15 protein-coding genes, 1 tRNA gene and 1 pseudogene are annotated in these 18,503 nt (G+C 58.9%); 12 read left to right on the plus strand and 5 right to left on the minus strand.

The genetic code is table 11. The annotated features are described in order from the left end of the window. Positions 1-273 (plus strand): IS5/IS1182 family transposase (locus C451_RS04545; protein WP_007738210.1); only part of this gene is annotated, 273 nt, incomplete at its 5' end. A gap of 108 nt (positions 274-381) precedes the next feature. On the opposite strand, the gene C451_RS04550 is transcribed toward C451_RS04545, so the two are convergent. Further along, positions 382-1,830, minus strand: a complete 1,449-nt coding sequence (locus tag C451_RS04550; protein WP_007738212.1) for an amidase — start codon at positions 1,828-1,830, stop codon at positions 382-384. A 387-nt stretch (positions 1,831-2,217) separates the two neighbouring features. Beyond that, positions 2,218-2,292 (minus strand) — tRNA-Thr (locus C451_RS04555). A gap of 303 nt (positions 2,293-2,595) precedes the next feature. Here C451_RS04555 and C451_RS04560 point away from each other — a divergent pair. Further along, entirely contained in the window at positions 2,596-4,071 is a 1,476-nt protein-coding gene (locus tag C451_RS04560) for a sodium:solute symporter family protein (protein WP_007738214.1), read from the plus strand. A 248-nt stretch (positions 4,072-4,319) separates the two neighbouring features. Here C451_RS04560 and C451_RS04565 read toward each other — a convergent pair. The 3 genes and pseudogenes from C451_RS04565 to C451_RS20860 all read right to left on the minus strand — a co-directional run bounded on the left by C451_RS04565 (position 4,320) and on the right by C451_RS20860 (position 8,614). Beyond that, a pseudogene (locus C451_RS04565) lies at positions 4,320-5,509 on the minus strand (tyrosine-type recombinase/integrase). A gap of 161 nt (positions 5,510-5,670) precedes the next feature. Continuing rightward, positions 5,671-7,653: a transposase gene (locus C451_RS04570; RefSeq protein WP_007738219.1), complete on the minus strand. Its 1,983-nt coding sequence runs from the start codon at positions 7,651-7,653 to the stop codon at positions 5,671-5,673. Positions 7,654-7,858: 205 nt separating this feature from the next. Then, the gene (locus tag C451_RS20860) at positions 7,859-8,614 is read right to left on the minus strand and encodes a recombinase family protein (RefSeq protein ID WP_007738220.1); all 756 of its coding nucleotides are present in this window, start codon (positions 8,612-8,614) and stop codon (positions 7,859-7,861) included. Between the two features lie 188 nt (positions 8,615-8,802). Here C451_RS20860 and C451_RS04580 point away from each other — a divergent pair, with 188 nt between their 5' ends. The 10 genes from C451_RS04580 to C451_RS04625 all read left to right on the plus strand — a co-directional run bounded on the left by C451_RS04580 (position 8,803) and on the right by C451_RS04625 (position 18,311). Continuing rightward, entirely contained in the window at positions 8,803-9,810 is a 1,008-nt protein-coding gene (locus C451_RS04580) for a HEAT repeat domain-containing protein (protein WP_049912922.1), read from the plus strand. A 67-nt stretch (positions 9,811-9,877) separates the two neighbouring features. Next, on the plus strand, positions 9,878-11,092 hold the full coding sequence (locus C451_RS04585) for an ABC transporter substrate-binding protein (protein WP_007738222.1): 1,215 nt from the start codon (positions 9,878-9,880) through the stop codon (positions 11,090-11,092). A 2-nt stretch (positions 11,093-11,094) separates the two neighbouring features. Beyond that, positions 11,095-12,279 (plus strand): ABC transporter substrate-binding protein, encoded by a 1,185-nt coding sequence (locus C451_RS04590; protein WP_007738223.1) that lies wholly within the window; start codon positions 11,095-11,097, stop codon positions 12,277-12,279. A gap of 2 nt (positions 12,280-12,281) precedes the next feature. Continuing rightward, a complete protein-coding gene (locus tag C451_RS04595; RefSeq protein ID WP_007738225.1) occupies positions 12,282-13,526 on the plus strand; it encodes an ABC transporter substrate-binding protein in 1,245 nt (414 codons plus the stop codon). Between the two features lie 2 nt (positions 13,527-13,528). Continuing rightward, positions 13,529-13,780, plus strand: coding sequence for a hypothetical protein (locus C451_RS04600; protein WP_049912924.1), 252 nt, complete (start codon positions 13,529-13,531; stop codon positions 13,778-13,780). Beyond that, the gene (locus C451_RS04605; RefSeq protein WP_007738229.1) at positions 13,777-14,682 is read left to right on the plus strand and encodes an FAD-dependent oxidoreductase; all 906 of its coding nucleotides are present in this window, start codon (positions 13,777-13,779) and stop codon (positions 14,680-14,682) included. The genes C451_RS04600 and C451_RS04605 overlap by 4 nt, the downstream gene beginning before the upstream one ends. Positions 14,683-14,684: 2 nt before the next feature. Next, on the plus strand, positions 14,685-15,797 hold the full coding sequence (locus tag C451_RS04610; protein WP_049912927.1) for a FecCD family ABC transporter permease: 1,113 nt from the start codon (positions 14,685-14,687) through the stop codon (positions 15,795-15,797). Then, positions 15,797-16,801: an ABC transporter ATP-binding protein gene (locus tag C451_RS04615; protein ID WP_007738233.1), complete on the plus strand. Its 1,005-nt coding sequence runs from the start codon at positions 15,797-15,799 to the stop codon at positions 16,799-16,801. Before C451_RS04610 ends, C451_RS04615 begins: the two co-directional genes overlap by 1 nt. 452 nt (positions 16,802-17,253) lie before the next feature. Beyond that, positions 17,254-17,763 (plus strand): winged helix-turn-helix domain-containing protein, encoded by a 510-nt coding sequence (locus tag C451_RS04620; RefSeq protein ID WP_007738239.1) that lies wholly within the window; start codon positions 17,254-17,256, stop codon positions 17,761-17,763. Beyond that, on the plus strand, positions 17,760-18,311 hold the full coding sequence (locus C451_RS04625; protein WP_080503492.1) for a transposase: 552 nt from the start codon (positions 17,760-17,762) through the stop codon (positions 18,309-18,311). The genes C451_RS04620 and C451_RS04625 overlap by 4 nt, the downstream gene beginning before the upstream one ends. The last annotated feature ends 192 nt before the right edge of the window (positions 18,312-18,503 follow it).

The following is an 18,503-nucleotide window of genomic DNA, read 5'->3' on the forward strand; positions in this document are numbered from 1 at the left end:
AAAGGCTACGACAAGACCGCTCTCCGCGAACGGCTGCGTGAGCTCGAGATCCGCCCGCTCATCAAGCACTGCATCCGCGCACCGTACGATCACGCCCACAACGCCCGAATCGACGCGGATCTCTACGCACAGCGGTCGATGACCGAAACCGTGAATTCGGCCGTCAAGCGCTCGCTCGGCTACGCCGTGCGAGCGCGTACCTGGTTCCGTGAGTTTCGAGAGATCGCCCTGATGTGTATCGTCTACAACATCAAACGAGCAGTGAAACAGTGAATTCCATCGCCTTATGGCGATTCAACAGAGCCTACTCCAGTGCATCCGTGTTCGGTTAAGAAAACCGATAGACGGACTGGCATTTGATCAGTCTCTACGCAATAGAAGCTACTCGTCATACTGCGCTGACCACGGCCGTGCCCGTTCGAGCGCTGCAACGACACTGAGTATATCGGCTTCACCGAACCGCCGTCCAATGATTTGTACTCCGATCGGCAGTCCATCATCGGAGAAACCTGCGGGGGCCGATGCTGCAGGATGACCAGTCAAATTGAATACCCATGTCAACATCATGTCGGTCGGGACACCCATCACAGATTCACTATTGATCTCGTTTGGATAGCCCTCGTCGAGTTGTTTGCTGTAGGGAGGAACCGTCAGCGTCGGCGTCATGAGTACATCATAGCCGCTCAGTGCATCCTGAATGCCGTCGTATGCGGCGGTGCGGGGAATGTTGTGGCGGCGTTCGTCGACTGCTGTCGTATCTTCTCCGAGGGCAATCGTCGAGCGTACTGTCTCCTCGACATCTGCCGTTTCGAAGTCGATGTCGTACTGTTCCGCAATCGTTTGCGCGAACGTGCTGAAAAACACCCCGACCTGTTCGACGTACGCCAGCGATAGTTCCTCGTAGGACGGAAGCGAGACGTCCACAGTATCGACCGTTGCGCCAGCGGCTGCCAGATCGTCAACGGCAGCACCGACCGTCTCACGCACTGCCGGCGAGATCGGTTGCAGTCCAAGATTCGGGCTGTATGCTACCGACAGCTCATCCGCTGGACGATCGGTCGCGTCGACGTAGTTCACGTCAGGACGAGGGACGCTGAACGGGTCGCGGTCGTCTCGACCCGCGAGGATATCGAGCATGAGGGCGGTGTCCGCCGCAGTCCGTGCCATTGGTCCGCCGACGAAAAACGGGCTATGCGTGCTGAATCCGTCAGCCGGGAGACGCTCGGGGACGAGTCCGAACGTCGGCTTCAGTCCGATCACGTTGCAGCACGCGGCCGGCACTCGGAGCGATCCACCGATATCCGAGCCGGTTGCGAGATCGGCCATTCCGGTTGCTAGTGCAACTGACGATCCGCCCGAGGAGCCGCCGGCAGAGCGATCGCGATCGTACGGCGTCGGTGTCGCTCCGAGGAGCCGGTTGTCTGTCTTGATGGTATGGCCGAGCGCGGGCGTGTTCGTCGTCCCGACGATAACCGCTCCCGCGGCTTCCAATCGTTCAACGGAGATCGAATCAGTTTGGGCGATGTTTTCGGCAAGAGGAGCGAGGCCCATCGTATGTCGGATCCCGGCTTTCCGACTACGGAGATCCTTGATGGCGATGGGAACACCGTGAAGTGGGCCGAGATCGACGCCGCGTGCAGCTGCTGCATCCGCCTTGCGTGCGCGTTCACGCGCCGATTGATCGGTGACTGTTATAAAGGCGTTCAGTTCGTCGTGGGCTGCGATACGGTCCAGTGTTGTCTCGACGAGTTCTAGCGATGATTGGTCGCCATTACGGATTGCAGCTGCAAGATCGTGTACCGATCGTCCGACGAGTCGATTGCTGCTCATGGTCGGTGATTGTTTCGCTGAGAGATATATTGTCGCCGGATTCTGTCACCCCGAAATATAATCATTGGCTACAAGTTTCTCATGCTCTGGCTCCTTCGTTCTAATCCCCGTACTACTGCCAGTGGGGGAGAACGTAGGGAAGTAACATGATATCGCTTCTACCCTACGTTTTCAAGGCGAGACAAATCGGATGAGTATCAACCAGCCAGAAGTTATTTCTTCTTGCTCTGTTTTACACAAGCCCCCGGAAACTGCTACCACCTGCATGGATCCGTCCGGGGAGAGCGAGGAGTGGGCCTCATGGTCGTCCCTACTCCCCGTTTCTGTGATCGATAATCAATGCCCAAGTGTACTAAACAGCTGTAAGCCACTTGTTGAGGTATAGAAAGCCGAGAGAGGGATTCGAACCCCCGACGTGCTCCTTACAAGGGAGCTGCTCTGGCCAGCCTGAGCTACCTCGGCTCACTCCCTATGATTGACTCGGCATATGCGAACTAAAGGACACCGCCTCACCCAGTAAGCGACGCAGTAACAGTTATACTCAGAAGCATTCGTCCCGTTCATCCGAATAGAATCTCGCACGTGTACTCAGGGTTAGAGAAATAAGCACAAGTAACTCTCGATAGATAGCGACTGTTCTCGTGATTGATGACCTTGCACTAGAAGGCAACCATGATATGCTATCAAACGCGTACGATTAGATATGAATAAGTTTTCGAGGACGTCTCGCAAGTCGAGTCAGCGTTACCAAGGAGGGAGTATTTGATGGCAACGCTGACCGATCCGGTGGTACTTACGATGGTCGGATACTTTCTGCTCACTCTGCTGATCGCATGGTGGGCGGGACGAGATGCGGGGTCGGGCTATGTTGAGTTCACTCTCGCTGGCAACGACCTCAGCCTCCCGGTCTACATGATGACATATTTTGCGACCTTTGCCGGCGGCGGTCTCACGATGGGAGTAGCCCAGCGAGCGTTCACTTCCGGGATCAGCGGGCAATGGTACGCTATGGCAGAAGGCCTCGCATGGATGTCGATCACGGTACTGATTGGATTTTTGTACGCCTTTGACGTGGTGAGCGTACCCGAACTCCTTGGGCGAGCCTTCGGCGACTACACCAAGTACTTTGCTGCGATATTCACTGTCGTTGGACAGGTCGCGTTGACATCCGGTCAAACGATTGGAATGGCATCAATCATCACCGCCGTCACCGACATTCCACTGACTGTTGCCTTTTGGGTGAGCGTAATCGTCTTCATCGCCATCACCCTGTATGGCGGGATGAGTTCAGTCGCGTGGGCCGACACCCTGCATGGGGTCTTGATCATCGGAGGGATGTTCGTGGCAATCCCCATTGCAGTCACTAACGTCGGTGGTATGGACGCTATTATGGCTGGAGTTCCCGCCGGCCACACCAACTGGTTCGGCGTGGGGATCGTCCAGATCGGCTCGTGGTATCTAATGTATCTCACCGTTGCGGGAGCTCAACAGCAGATGCTCCAGCGAACGTGGTCGGCGCGCAGTAAGCGCGTAGCCATCATCGGCACCTTCCTCGCTGGTGCAGTCATCACTGGGTACGGGATTCTAACTGCGACTGCAGGGATGATCGCCAATGCGCAAGGGGCGAACATTGAGTCTTCGTTGGCCTTTGCGTGGACGCTTACGAACACCCTTCCGCCAGTAGTCGCCGGTCTCCTGCTCGCGGCGGCGGTCGGATCGGTGATGAGCGGTGCAGATTCGTTTCTTCTCGCAGGTGCGACCACGTTCGTTAACGATCTCTACATCCCGCTTCGGGGCAGTCGTGAGGAATTTTCCGACGCTCATCTCGTTGCGGTGACCCGTGCGACGATCCTCGGCTTCGGGCTAATCGCGGCAATCATCGCGTTCAGCGGGATAGAGATCATTGCAATCAACACGCTCGGGATGGGGATCATGTCGGTACTGTTCGCAGGTATTGTAAGTCTACTATGGGATGGTACGACGCGTAAGTCGGGTCTGCCGGGTTTCATCGTCGGTGGGACCGTCTTCGTGATATGGGCGTTCGTGCTTGGCGAACCCGCGCTCTTCGGCCAAGGAACCCTCGAATCGGCGGTGCCGGCGACAGCGGCAGCACTCGTGACGATTCTCGGATTGAGCTATCTCGGCTACGGCGATACCTTTGATCTCGGCAGCCTTCGCAACCGTGAATCGCCGGAATCGGAAACCATCGCAGAAGAACGTGTCACCTACGGCAACGACTGACAGAAGACCACGAATACATTGACTTCTGCCGGCTCGTTGTAGCGTTCTCGCCTGTATTGTTGTCGGCGGTTAGAAGTTCTCAACTTCGAATTGCGGGAGATTGAGCATACCCTGCTGTGGGTGTTGGTTCATTCAAATTCTGGTAAGGCCTTGGTACTATTGCTGTGTTGGAGTGGGGAACAACGGTGGGATGAGTGATTGAGTTGTAAACTCAGCTGTCTGAAGGTTTCTGCGGTCTCTTCGCCGCGTTACTGTTGATCGGCTTCTTCGAAAGCGTTAGTCATCTGGTCGGCAAGATCACCGGCTTCGATATGCGAGTAGTGTTCGCGGACGACTTCCTCGGAGTTATCGAGTGCACGGGCAGCAGCGGCATGCCCTGACGTACGGACGAGGACCTCGCCGGCACCGCGCCGGGCACCATGAGGCATCAAGTATTCCTCGCCATCATCTAGTTCGATACCCGCCTCCTCGCAGAGGCGCTTGAGGACGTGCCGACCGGCGTCGGTCGTTATCGACGGTGGTTCGATGTCATACTCGACGCAGAGTTCGATCAACGAATGGTCGGTACGCATCTCCTCGATCTCNGGTTCGATGTCATACTCGACGCAGAGTTCGATCAACGAATGGTCGGTACGCATCTCCTCGATCTCCGTGTTGGTATATCCACGATGGTCCAGCTCATCTGTCACCTGCTGAGAGAGCGTCGGGCGATGAAACGAGGGAAACACCGGCCAGCTCTCGCTTGGTGCATCCAGCACTTTCTGGTACATCTGCAGGGGATGAATTACCGGCTGAGGAAGCCCCCGATCGTCGAGACGCTGCTTTTTCGCGAAGACCGTCGCATAGCGATCTTCGAGGTGAACATCTTCCCACCGAAGCCCCTGGCGTCGCTCGTCGCTCCGGTCTCGAAGGATCTCCGCACCTCGGACGCCGGAGTACGACAGTAGGTAGACGAGCGCCCGATCGCGGCAGGTTTTGATCGCTGCTTCTTGATCCTCACCGACGTCGTCGATGGCAGCACTAGCCTGCTCGTCAACGCAGGTGGTGAGTTGCTGGCGATCTTCGGCGGACCATGCCTGCTGGTCACCGCTCTTGTGGCCGCCGTCATCAGGAATCGGCTCGGTCGCATTACGCGCTGAGCGACGTTCTCGGCGAGGTGCCCCTCACGGACGGCCCAGCCACAGAATGCCGAGACGTACGCGTAGTAGGTGCGCACTGTGCCCGCAGTCCAGCCCTGACGAGTGAGATGACGCGCGTACTCGCGGAGGTGGCCTGAATCCAACTCGCCGAACGTCGTTGGACTGTCCTCGTGACTGGAAAGGAAGCCGACGAATCGATCGAGCTCTCGACTTGCATCCTCTCGGTAGTTGCCGCTCTCGCCACGCTGGCCTTTGCCTTTGTCCGTCAGGAACTGAAGTCGGCTAGGTGGCCGCTGAATGCACAGACTGGGCGTTCGTTCCAGCCGTTTTCTTGGTGTGCCAAATGAGCTGTGGATGGAGTCGGATCGCAATTTCAGAATCATCGCATCAAAGCGCGAAACAAATAACCGCTCAATAGAGCTGTCGCTCACGAACGGGCGTCACAGGGGATGACCGAGCCTCAGTCAGGCGGGTCGAGCCCGTAGCACTGCTTGGCGACGGTCAGGAACTGGTTTGCGTCCACTCGCGGTGCGTACGTACGGTTCTCGCCATCGATGGCGAGTTTCACCAGCAGATCGACGAGCCGCCAGACGTTGTAGAGCACACATGCGAACGCGAAGTTGAAGAACCGATAGTCACGCTCGGTGGAGGTGGTTCGCACCATGAAATGTTTCTGCTTCTTGAAGCCGTTCTCGATGCCCCAACGGTGGCGATACCACTGGATCAGCCGTTCGATCATGTGGACGAACGCTCTCGCGTCCATCTGCTGACCGTCGGCGTCACCGGCGGTCACGTAGGGATGATTCGTCTCGAAGACGACGGTATCAGCGGTGTCCACCTCTCCCTGCTGCGCTTTCTGCTTATGCTCTTCGACTTCCTCTTCGCGCTGGATGTCTGCGAGCAGCCGTGAGAACGACATTCCTTCGCTTGGTTCGCCCTCCACGTCCTCGAACTCCCACTCGCCGCACATCTCTTGCCATACCTCCGAGAGATCGTCGTCTTCGCCTTCATCATTCGAGTTCGATCGCTTCGGGAGGTAGACCTGCTTGCGTGTCGGCGTGTCACCATCGGACTCGTCCTCAGTGACATGAAAGCGCTTGCCGTTGCGGTACATCCACCCGATGGTGTCGGCCTCGTCGCTATTGGTGAAGATGCGCGTTGGGTTGAGGTAGTGGACGCCGTATTCCTCGCAGGTGCCTTTCACCGACTCGCTATCGAACTCGCGGTCCATCATCACGAGATTGAGATTCACCATATCGGTCGCCCGCGTTAGGAGCTTCTCGACGATCTCGTCTTTCGACTGTCCGCGTACGCGCGGGATAGCGTCAAGCACCAACGGAACGTCTCTTCCGACGATTTTGAGCACTGCCCACTGGTAATACTGGCCTCCATTCTTGTACCCGAGAATGTCGTCCTCGTGTTCGTCTACGTCGCCGGTGAACGGGAAACCCTTGGTCACGTCGATGGCCGCCCAGAGCTTCCCGGTGAGTTCACCGTGCTGGCGCGCACGGGCGATCAACATCCGCGTCGTGTTCCGCAGCATCGAGCGGATTTCCGCGACCGAGAGCTTGCCGATCTGGTAGCGGTGGGTCGATCCAGTTGGGATGCGCTCGCGCGTGGTGTCGAGCGAGAACGACGCCGGGCCGCTGCGGGCGTACATGTCCTCGCGCATCCCCATGTAGGCGTGCTGTTCCCAGAAGGCGTTCTCGTGGATCTGCCAGTTCGGCCCGCGGTCGAGCGCGAAGGCATCGGTCACGAACGGTTTGGCCTGCTGCCACACCTCGTCGGTTTTCTCGGCGACGAGCTGGTGTTTGGGAGGAGTGTCGGTGCCCGAGTCAGCCGCTCCGTCGGTGCCGATCCGGTCGGGAAGCGGAACCTCGCAGGCACGCGCGGCCCTCACAATCGCGCCAGCACACTTTTGTACGGCATCGCGGAGTTGTTCGCTGAAGCGTTCGTTCCACCCGCGCCAGAACGTCGATTGGTTCGGGAGCGTCTCGAAGCCGAGATCCTGGCGGAGCGCGGGATGCGCTCGCAGGTGGTCGTGGAGTGCGGTTTCGTCCCAGCCGTTGATCTCCATGAGGAGGGTCGCTCGGACGTGGATCGCCAGCGGATATGGCCCCGAGTACGGCGCAAGCGAATCATGTGTGGCGAACGTAAGGTGGTCGATCGGCAGCTCACAGACGACCATCTCGATGTCGGTGTAGCCCTCACAGTGCTCACACCGCGACTGCGCGATGGTGGTGACGTCCGCGACGAACCCGTCGAGACCGTCAGATTCGTGGTCGAAAAAGCCCGACTGTCCAGGACGTTCGTGGTTGCTGTCGGCAAAAGTCGGCGCGACCGCCTTCGCGGTGTCGTTCGGTCGGTCGGCGGTCGCGTTCGTCGTGTCGATGCGTATGTCCGTGTCGGGTGAATCGGTCTCCGACGCTGTGTTCGGTCCCATGGCATATTCGTCACCGTCACCACGAGTCACCCGACAGCCGGACGCTGGGCGGTGTCTCGCCTCTTACGTGCGTCCACTGTGGTGCGGTGAGTGTTGTGCCATAGGTTTCTGTCGGGTACCACGACAGTCCGGCCATCGGATTATAATCGGTTCGGTTTCGCTCCGAGGAGAGGATGGCTCCGGGTGCGCTCTCTTCGACGAACGGTCACCGTTCCGGAGCTCTCGGTGAGGTACTCGGTCGCGCACCGCGGGCGTCGAGCGGCGGGAGTTCCTTCTCGCCGGCGTCGACCTTCGCGCGTTCGAGCCGCCACTGATCGTTGTCGAACGGGACGTCGTAGTTGGCTTCGGCTCGTTCGAGGATGCTCCGGATCTTCGATTCCGGAATTTCGAAGAACGTGGCAGTGGCCTTCTTCTCGCGGCCCTTGCGTACCTCGCGGATGAAGGTCTGGGTGCGAACGTACTCGGCGGGTATCTGCTGGAGGAAGCCGTCCTCGACGGTGTAACCGAACGGCGGTCGGCCAACGCGCTTCCCATTGGCGATGGCGGCGTCGATGCCCTCTTGAACGCGCGAGCGGATCATCTTCCGCTCGGCGTCGGCGAACACCATCATCATGTTCAACATCATCTCGGCCATCCAGTCGTCCTCGCCGACCGTACCGATGGGTTGGTTCACGAGATCGATGTCGACGCCCTTCTCACGGAGGTCCTCGATGAAGCCAGCGAGATCGGCGAACGACCGTCCGAGCCGGTCGAGTTCGTGGGCGACCACCACGTCGTACTCCTCGACGTGCTCGCGGAGGCGCTGGTACTCCCGCCGGGAGGTCGACGCGCCGCTCTCGCCGAGATCGCAGTACCACTCGATCTGGTAGCCTTCTTTTTCATACCTCTCACGGATCGCGCGCATCTGACGCTGTTCGTTCTGATCGTCGGTGGAGACACGGACGTAGGCGGCGACTTGCATGGTGTTCTCGGACACCCTAACGACACCGGTGTTCAGTATATAAAGAACGGGGGTTTTCTGGGGAGTCTCGAAAACTACTGTTTTCTGGCTACCGAAACCGTTTCAGTCGTCCCGTAGATTTGAGGACAACTGTTTTCCTGACTCTCGTTGTATGTCAGCATATCTGGAACAACGAGACCTGATCCATCATGCGTGACAGTGGAGCGGATTCGTCGCTACGAGCAGGAGTCGACGAGGCGCTCGAACGAGAAGATAGCGAGAAACTCGCGGCACTCGTCAGTGACCTTCCGTCAACTTCTGTCGAAACTCGCAAAGAATGCCTTCGCTCGCTGAAAGCCGCTGTGACCGATGATTCGAGCCTCGTGAAGCCAGCTCTTCCGGCGTGTAAAGCCCTCCTTGAGGACGACGACCGCCCGGTACGTCTAATGACCGCCAAACTGTTCGTTGCCGCCGCGGAAACCGACCCGAACGCCGTTGTTCCGACGGTGCCAGCACTCGCTGAACGGCTGACCGACGACGAGGAGTTCTACTATGTCCGCGCCCGTTCGGCGGAGGCACTCGGATACGTCGCGCTCGAGCATCCCGATATCGTAACCACACCCGAACTGCTGGCGGATCTCAGAATCGGGCTGTCGTTCGACGAACCGGAGGTAAAAGAAAAACTGTCGAAGGCGCTCGAACACGTCGCGTTGGGTGATCCCAAACGGCTCGCACACCACGTGTCGACCCTTGCGGAGCACCTTGCTGATGAAGACGAACTCGTTCGCTATCACCTCTGTACGGCACTGGTGATCGTCGGCTGCGAATCGCCCGAAAAACTCACAGAGGTGAGCGACACGCTCAATGCACGACTGGACGACGAGAACGCGTACGTCCGGGGGCGGGCCGTCGAAGCACTTGGCGTGCTCGCACGCTCGGACGCCGACGCGGTGCTTCCGGACGAGCTCCCACAGCCGAATGACAACGAGGAACCGTTCATTGCCGAGAGAGTTCGCTTTGCCCTCGTTGATGACGGCCTCGGCGGAGACGAGCAGGGCGAAACTGACGAGCAGATTGGTACCGTCCCAGCGATTCGGGCGACGACCGACGAGATCGTGGCGGAGATCATGGCACCTGACGGCGAGTGTCCCCACTGTGGGCTTGCACTTCCCGAAAATGGCCCGCCGATGTGTCCACGGTGTGGTGCGCCGTACTGAGCCTGTCTGAGTTTTGGCTGGCCGAAAAATCGAAACGACTATATCCATTTAGGTGGGCCTAAATTCTATGGAGCGCGAGTCCACCACGCACGAGGCACCGACGCGGCGCGAGTATGTGAAGTACGGCGGCGCGGTCATCGGCGGCGGTCTGCTCGCGGGATGTACCGGTAGCAGTGGTTCCGGTAACGGGGCGAACAACTCAACCAACTCAAACAATTCAGGCAGTGGAGCGAATAGCTCGAACAGTTCTGGGGATGGGAGCACGACGACTGGTAGTGGTGAGAACTCGTATTCCGTGACGATGGCACCGATGGGCGAGGTCACGTTCGAGAGCGTCCCGAAAACGTGGGTCGCGAACAACGGCAGTTGGGCTGACATGGGCGCTGCGCTCGGCGTTGAGCCGCCGAAGGCGCTCTGGCTGCCCGAGCGCTACCACACCCAGTACTATGACGGGATCCCGGGGATTTCGGTCGACACGTCGAAGATGACGCGCCTGTTCGGCGACGGCGGTGGCGTGAGCAAGGAGGCGTACTACCAGCTCGGTGGCGATGTCCACGTCCAGGATCCGAACTTCCTGCTCAACCGAGCTAAGAACTGGAAACAGGCCGACATCGACGAGCTCACGACAAACGTCGCGCCGTTTTTCGCCAACACCGTCTTTTCGCGCCAGTACAGTTGGCACGAGAGCTATCGGTACTACACCCTATATGAGGCGTTCGGCAAGCTCGCAAAGGTGTTCAAACGGGAAAGCCGATACGAGGCATTCAGATCGCTTCACAACGAGGTTCAATCGCAACTTTCGAACATCATTCCGGCACAGCAAAACCGTCCCGCAGTCGCCATCTTGTGGGCCGAGGGCGACCAACCTGATTCGTTCTTGCCCTACCTCATCAACAAAGGCACGAGTTTCAAGCAGTGGCGCGACCTCAAGGTTCGTGATGCGCTCGCCGAGACGAGCGTGAAGGATTTCCACAGCTCCCGCGGGTCGATCGGGTACGAAACGCTGCTCGAAATCGACCCCGAGATTCTGCTCCTGCGCGGCCAAGAGGACAAAACCGCTGCCGAATTCCAGAACACGATCGTCTCATTCCTGAAAAATCACGATACCGCAAGCAATCTCACTGCGGTCAAAAACGGCGATGTCTATCGTGGCGGACCACTATACCAGGGGCCGATCACGAACCTCGTGCTCACCGAACGCGCAGCTACCCAAATCTACGATCATCAAGGAAAAGTCTTCGATCGTAGTCGCGTTGCCGATATCGTCAACGGAGACTCCTAATCATGAGCATGACCTCACAGAAGACGGAGGTGCCGACACGGCGGGAGACGATCAAAGGTGGGGGCGCGCTCGCCGGTGGAGGCCTCCTCGCTGGGTGTGCCAGCGAGAGCAGCCCGGGTGGTGGAGCGAACGATTCGAACAGCTCCGGTGGTGAGAGTACGACATCCGGTGGTGGGAACTCGTATTCAGTGACGATGGCACCGATGAGCGAAGTCGAATTCGAAACCGTCCCAAAAACATGGATCGCGAACAACGGGAGCTGGGCGGACATGGGCATTGCACTCGGCCAGGAGCCGCCAAAGGGGCTTTGGCGACCCAATCGGTATCACACGCACGTTTACGACGATATTTCGGAAGTCAATGTGAACTGGAAAGATCTCGATGAACTGTGGGGGAAAGCACTCAGCAAGGAGCGGTTCTACGAGATCGGTGCTGACGTTCACGTCTTCGACCCCGTCTTCGTGTTGAGTCGGTCGAAGTGGAAGCAGGCCGATCTGGACGAAATTCGTGAGAACGTCGGGCCAGTCTTTGGAAACAGCATCTACTCCCATGCGTTCCAGTGGCATGACCATCGGTACTACACCCTCTACGAGGCGTTCGAGAAGCTCGCGCAGGTTTTCGACGAGGAGCAACGGTATCGGGCGTTCAAGCAGCTTCACGACGAGGTCATCGGTCGGGTGCAAGAACGACTCCCACCAACATCCGAGCGCCCGTCCGTCGCGATCATTATGGTCACCTCAAACAAGCCCGAGGAGTTCTATCCCTATCCGATCAACAAGGGGACATCGTATAAACAGTGGCGCGACCTCGGTACCACGAGTGCCCTCAAGGAGGCCGGAATCAAGGATTACTACGTCTCTGGCGGGACGATCGACTACGAAACACTGGTCGAGGCCGATCCGGACGCCCTGCTCATGTGGGACGGCAGCGGTCGCTTCGAGCGCATGTCCCGAAAGAAGTTTCGCAATACGCTCGTCTCGTTCATGAAAAACCACGACGTGGCGAGTCAGTTGACCGCCGTCGAGAACGATGATGTATATCGGGGTGCCGGCATCTATCAAGGACCGATCATCAACCTCGCGTGGACAGAACGCGGCGCGTGGCAACTGTATCCGAACGAATTCAATCGCGATGAACAGTTGTTCGACCGACAGCGCGTCGCGGATATCATCAACGGGGACATCTGAATATGAGTAACACCGACAGCAATGGTGGCCCCGCGACCGAGGCACCGACACGGCGCGGGTACATGAGATACAGCGGCGCAGTCATCGGTGGTGGACTGCTCGCCGGCTGTACTGGTAGCGGCAGTTCCGAGGGTAGCGCAGGAACCGCAGCGGGAAACGGTACGAACGGGACGGCCACCGCCAGCGAGAACACGACCAGAGGCGGCGAGAACTCTTATTCGGTGCGAATGGCCCCGATGGGGAACGTCGCGTTCGATGCAGTTCCGAAGTCCGTCTTCACGCGTCTGACACACTTGGCAGGAATGGCGTTCGCGCTCGGGCGCGGGAACGACGTAAACGCGATGCACTCGCCGGACTACTACGACGCGCTGTGGAACCAGTTCACGCCCCGCCTCAATGGCGTGTCGCTCGATTGGAGCGGACTGTACTCCTCGTGGGAGCCGAGCAAGGAGAAACTGTACGAACTGAACAGCGATATCCACCTCGCGGACCCAGCGGGCGTCTTCGCACTGGACGGCTGGAACAGGAAGGATGTTGAGGAAATTCGGGACAACGTCGCGCCGTGGTTCGGGAACTACTACAGCGACCGCCACGCGGAACCGCCCGCCGAGTGGGCGGATGCTTATCAGTACTACGGCCTCTGGGAGATGTTCGAGAAAGTCGCGCAGGTGTTTCGCGAAAACGCACGGTACAAGGCGCTCGCGGACATCCATCGTGGACTTCTTGATACCATCGAGGCGAATCGCCCACCCGCCGACGAGCGGCCGACGGCGGTGATGGCGCTCCCGACGGATTTCGACGAAATCTACGTCTACAAAGTGAACAATCCCGGCTTTCTGACGGCACATACGAGACCGCTCGGGGCGACCGAGGCGTTCGGAGACGGGACGTCCTCGGGCGATACCGTCGATATGGAAGGATTGCTGGAGGCGGACCCCGACGTGATGCTCGGACTTGGCGGCATGCATCCTGAAACCGATATAAAGCAGGTGCGGGAGAAGTTGAACGAGAACCCGGTCGGAAAGCAGCTTACGGCGGTCAAAAACGACCGTGTGTACGCTCAAGGCGCACGCTACCAAGGGCCGATACTGAACCTCTTTCAACTCGAAATGACCGCCAAACAGCTCTATCCCGAGCAGTTCGGCGAGTGGCCAACCTACACCAGTGGACCGTATCCCGAGATCCCTACGGACGGCCAGTTGTTCGACCGACAACACGTTGCGGACATCATCAACGGGGACATCTGAACGTGACCGACGACACACCCACCGCTCACCGAACGAACCTACGGTCGGGCGATACCGCTCCTGACGGACACATGTCGGCCGACTATCACGCATACAGCGACGACCGATTGTACGAGTGCTACCGACGTAATAGCCGCCTTCTCCGGGAGTACGGTTCGGACGAGCGGACGATACGAACCCTGTGTGCGGTCGAGGAGCACCTCCGCGCCCGCAGTATCGATCCAAGCGACCTCGTCACGGGGCTGGACGCATGACCGACACCGGCGGAACACCGGACGTCGATGTCGTTGTCGTCGGTGGCGGGCCGGCGGGCTGCTCGGCGGGCGTGTTCACCGCCCGTTATGGCCTCGATACCCTGATCTTCGACCGCGGGCGCTCCTCGATACAGCGGTGTGCCCATCTGGAGAACTACCTCGGCTTCCCCGCCGGTATCGACATCGAGACGTTCTACGACCTGCTGCACGCCCACGCCACGGAGGCCGGCTGTGAAATCGTGCCGGACATGATCGAGTCGATCAAACGCGCCGACAGCGGCTTCATCGTCGAGCCACAGGAGGGCGACGCTGTCACTACGGCGCGGGTCGTCGCGGCAACACGCTACGACGGCGAGTACCTCCGCCCACTCGACGGCAACGCGATGTTCGAGAGCCACGAACACGACGGTGAAGAACACGAGTACTTCGACCGGTCGTATGCCGAAACGGACGGAACGACGCCAATCGACGGCCTCTACGTCGTCTCCCCCTCCGCTGAATCCGATCGACAGGCCATCATTGCTGCCGGGCGCGGCGGGCGCGTCGGGCTAGCGGTCGTCGACGAGGTACGGCGCGAGCAGGGGTATTCCGAAGGGCTCGCCGACCACTACGACTGGGTGCGCGACGAGGTCGAACTAACCGGCGAGTGGGCCGAGCGCGAGCGCTGGCGCGAGTATGCGGATGCCAGCCGCCCAGACGACCACGACGTGGCCGATGAGCGCTGGACCACCCTGCGCGAGCAGGAGATCGATCGCCGGTTCGAGCAATACATCGGACCGGACGAGATCGAGAGGCGCGCCGCGGCGGGCCAGCGAGCGCTCCTCGAACACATCGACGACGAACTCGTCCTCGAACGCGCTAGCGAGATAGACACAGAGCGTGGCTCACAGGGAGGGGACTAATCGTGGCAAGCGAATCCACCACTGAAACCACTCGTTCCGTGCGCGAGCGCTGGCTCGGCTGGATCGACGGCTCGCTTCTCGCGCTCGTTTTTGCGAGCGTCGCCGTCGTCGTGGTGGCTGGCCTGATACAGGTAAGCTTCGGGGCGTTTTCCATGTCGATCGCGCAGGCGTGGCAGGCGGTGTTCAACCCCGACGTTCTGTTGAACCCGAAAGCGCTCGAAGCGTTCTTCCTTGGCGGTGAAATCCCCGAGATGGGCCGTCGCAGCCTCATCGTCTGGAACATCCGCTTGCCGCGCGTGCTCGTCGGAGCTTTCGTCGGGATGAACCTCGCCGTCTCGGGTGCGATCTTTCAGGCCGTCACCCGCAACGAGCTGGCGAGTCCGTTCATCCTCGGGGTCTCGTCGGGTGCGGGACTGATGATCCTGCTCACGCTCGTGGTGTTCTCGGGGCTGTCAGCGATTCTGCCGCTGATCGCCGCGATCGGCGGCGCGATTGCGTTCCTGATCGTCTACTTCATCGCATGGAAAAATGGCACCTCGCCGATCCGGCTCGTCCTCGCGGGTGTAATCGTCAGCACAGTCCTCGGAAGCGTTCAGACAGGGCTGTTCTTCTTCGCCGACGATCTCGGCGTCGTCCAGAGCGCTATCTCATGGACCACGGGATCACTCACGGGCACCGACTGGGAGCAGGTCCGGATGGTACTGCCCTGGACCGGCGTCGCAATGGCGTTGGCGCTGGTCAGCGCCCGGCAGTTGAACGTCCTCCTGCTCGGCGAGAGCACAGCCAAATCACTCGGAATGAGCGTCGAGCGAGTCCGCTTTGCGCTCTCGGGCGTGGCGGTCCTCGCCGCGGCAGCGAGTATCGCCGCTGCGGGAATCGTCGGCTTTGTCGGCCTGATCGTCCCGCACATGGTCCGCAATATCGTCGGCAGCGATTACAAAAAACTCGTCATCGGTTGTGTATTTGTCGGGCCAGCGCTGATGGTCGCCGCCGATGTCGGCGCGCGCCTCGCGTTGAGCCCGGTCCAGATCCCGGTTGGTATCGTCACCGGACTGATCGGTGGACCATACTTCCTCTATCTGATGCGTAAACAAGACAACATGGGTGAGATTTAATGACAGACAACAACGACGAAACACGACAGAGGGACGGCGGTAGCGTAACGACAGTCGATCGTGATTTTTCCCAGAGCGGACACCGGGATGGAACGAACGAAACCGCGAGCACGTTCGCTGGTGAAGAACTTGTTATCGGCTATTCGTCGACTGAAGAGCCAGTCATCGAGGAAGCCTCGATCCACGTCACGCCTGGCGAGGTCACGGCATTAGTGGGACCGAACGGCAGTGGCAAGAGCACGCTTTTGAAAGGACTCGCCGACCAACTCTCGCGCGATTCTGGCACCGTTCGCCTTGATGGAACAGGCATCGACGAACTAAGCACGAAAGAACTTGCTCGCAAACTCGGCTTGCTTTCCCAAGAGAACGTCTCGCCGGACAGCCTCAGTGTCGAAAAGCTGGTCGAACACGGCCGCTATCCCCACAGAGGCTTTTTCGATTCGCTCACCGACGCGGATCAGGCGGCGATCGACCGCGCGATCTCGCTGTCGGGGATCGACCACTTACGTGAGCGCGAAGTGGGAAGTCTCAGCGGTGGCCAGAAACAACTCGTCTGGATCGCAATGGTGCTTGCCCAAGAGACGGGTGTCCTATTACTCGATGAGCCGACAACATTCCTCGATCTGCATCACCAGCTCGAAGTAATGGAAATTGTTGAAACACTACGCGATGAGAGCGATATTACCGTTGTCCTCGTGCTCCACGACATCGATCAAGCCGCCCGCTACGCAGACCATATGGTCGCGCTCAAAGACGGCGCGATCTACGCTCGCGGCTCGCCCGAAGAGATGATCACCGAGAAGTTGCTCGCGGATGTCTTCGAGATCGACGCGAGGGTAGAACAGACCGATCGCGGTCCGCGGATCGAACCGCTTCGCCCCCACCATGACGATGGCAAAACCGAGAAGCGAGAGACCGCGGTAGCCGAACAACCTATCGAACCCGCCAGAGAGGAGATCGAATCGAGGGGCCGAAGCGATTACACGGAGCACGTCAATAACTAACGAGGACGGATTCGAGAGAGAGAGAGAGAGAGAGAGATCTCGATGCATACCGTGAACGGATCTCGCGGTCGTTTACCCGTCCGGTCGGAACCTACGACCCTGACAAGAGGTGCTGGCTTGCACTCGGCATTCCTATGGAACGATCCTCGTGACGCCGCTCGTTCTCGGGACGACCATCGATGGGATGTTCACTACCGGGGAACCTACCTGCTTCCGCTTGTGCCCAATGCATGGCTCCCGAACGAGCCAACCGTCCTGTTCTCGTGGTCAGCGAGCGTCGTCGGTGTCGCCCTTTGGCGGTGGCACACTCTTCCGGTAGATTCGCGAGGAAGTGATGATTTTCCCAGCTGCCGAGCTATTCAGCCTGACGTATGGCCTGCTGTTTGGCTTAGTATGCGTTCACTGATAGGGTTGTGCGAAGATACTTACCGTATTAGGCTGAATACGACGTAATGGGTCGTCTGGACGGCATCACCTTGGAAGATCTCCACAAAGTTCGAGAACAAACGGACGGAGAGAAGCCGCGAGAACGCGTTCTCGCGGCGATTGGTCGAAAGCAAGGTGATACGCTACCGCGACTTGCTGAACGTCACGGTGTCGTCGAGAAAACCATCCGGAACTGGCTCGATCGGTTCGCCGAAGAACCGATCGAGCAGGCTCCCTACGATGAACAGCGACCAGGCCGTCCCTCGAAACTCGAAGACAAAGAACGCGACCAGCTGTTCGAACATCTCCAAGACCCGCCGACTGAACTCGGATACGAGCAGCAGGCGTGGTCGACAAGCCTGCTGCTCCACCACATCAAAGAGACATACGACGTCGAATACAGTGGCGGTCATGCACGCAAACTCCTCTGTAAGGCCGGACTGTCCTACCGGACAGCCCGGCCGCGCCATCATGAAGCCAATTTAGAGCAGAAAGAAGAGTTCCAGCGGACAGTTCAAAAAAACGGCCCGAGCTGAGCGAGAAAACCGTTGTCGTAGTCGATCAGTTCACCAAGCGTGTTGGTACCGTCCAGCGGCTTGGTTGGTACCCGATCGGATCAGATCCGTCGATAGAGATGACGAACTCTTGGGACAAGGTGACAGCGCTCGGCGCTGTCACCAACGACGGCGAGAGCTTCTACTGCTGGACGGAGGATTCCCTGAAGACGCAGCATGGACTCTGGTTACTCAAGGCACTCCAAGAAGAATTTGGCGAAGAGTTGGTAGTGTTTCTGGATCGTGCCAGCTACTTCTACACACGAGATCTCTGGGAATACGTCAGTGGCGAACGAGCGACCGAAACTGTCGGAGACAGTTCGGTCGCGTGCGTGCGCGGAGAGGATCTTGAGGTGTGGTATTTTCCACCGAAATTGCCGGAACTCAACCCTGTGGAGGGATGCTGGGATCGTCTCCAAGAATGGTTCAAGCACCGACTCGTGCCTGATCTATCGACGCTGAAACAGCAGATTCAGCGAGGTCTGCCAACAGTCGAAGAACCGAATATCTGGAACTATCTCTGCCCGTAATGTGGCAATTACTTATGAACGGCCCTATGAGGCGAACCAATTCTGATCGTTCGACGATCCATGACGAATACGTAGTCCTTCGACCGGTACTTGTTTACCCCCAATCGATTTCGGCACTCTCTCGTAATTGGCACCCGATCGGTTTCGTAGATCGATGCAGCAGGCGTCACAAGACTTTGGGAGGGATGGTCT

The sequence above is a fragment of the Halococcus thailandensis JCM 13552 genome (genome assembly GCF_000336715.1).
Classification (GTDB): Archaea; Halobacteriota; Halobacteria; order Halobacteriales; family Halococcaceae; genus Halococcus; species Halococcus thailandensis.

Coding starts and splice junctions, on each gene's coding strand:
- C451_RS04585 (WP_007738222.1), top strand. CDS start 9,878: ATGGAGCGCGAGTCCACCACGCACGAGGCACCGACGCGGCGCGAGTAT.
- C451_RS04590 (WP_007738223.1), top strand. CDS start 11,095: ATGAGCATGACCTCACAGAAGACGGAGGTGCCGACACGGCGGGAGACG.
- C451_RS04550 (WP_007738212.1), bottom strand. CDS start 1,830: ATGAGCAGCAATCGACTCGTCGGACGATCGGTACACGATCTTGCAGCT.
- C451_RS04620 (WP_007738239.1), top strand. CDS start 17,254: ATGGGTCGTCTGGACGGCATCACCTTGGAAGATCTCCACAAAGTTCGA.
- C451_RS04595 (WP_007738225.1), top strand. CDS start 12,282: ATGAGTAACACCGACAGCAATGGTGGCCCCGCGACCGAGGCACCGACA.
- C451_RS04615 (WP_007738233.1), top strand. CDS start 15,797: ATGACAGACAACAACGACGAAACACGACAGAGGGACGGCGGTAGCGTA.
- C451_RS04560 (WP_007738214.1), top strand. CDS start 2,596: ATGGCAACGCTGACCGATCCGGTGGTACTTACGATGGTCGGATACTTT.
- C451_RS04605 (WP_007738229.1), top strand. CDS start 13,777: ATGACCGACACCGGCGGAACACCGGACGTCGATGTCGTTGTCGTCGGT.
- C451_RS04570 (WP_007738219.1), bottom strand. CDS start 7,653: ATGGGACCGAACACAGCGTCGGAGACCGATTCACCCGACACGGACATA.
- C451_RS20860 (WP_007738220.1), bottom strand. CDS start 8,614: ATGCAAGTCGCCGCCTACGTCCGTGTCTCCACCGACGATCAGAACGAA.
- C451_RS04580 (WP_049912922.1), top strand. CDS start 8,803: ATGCGTGACAGTGGAGCGGATTCGTCGCTACGAGCAGGAGTCGACGAG.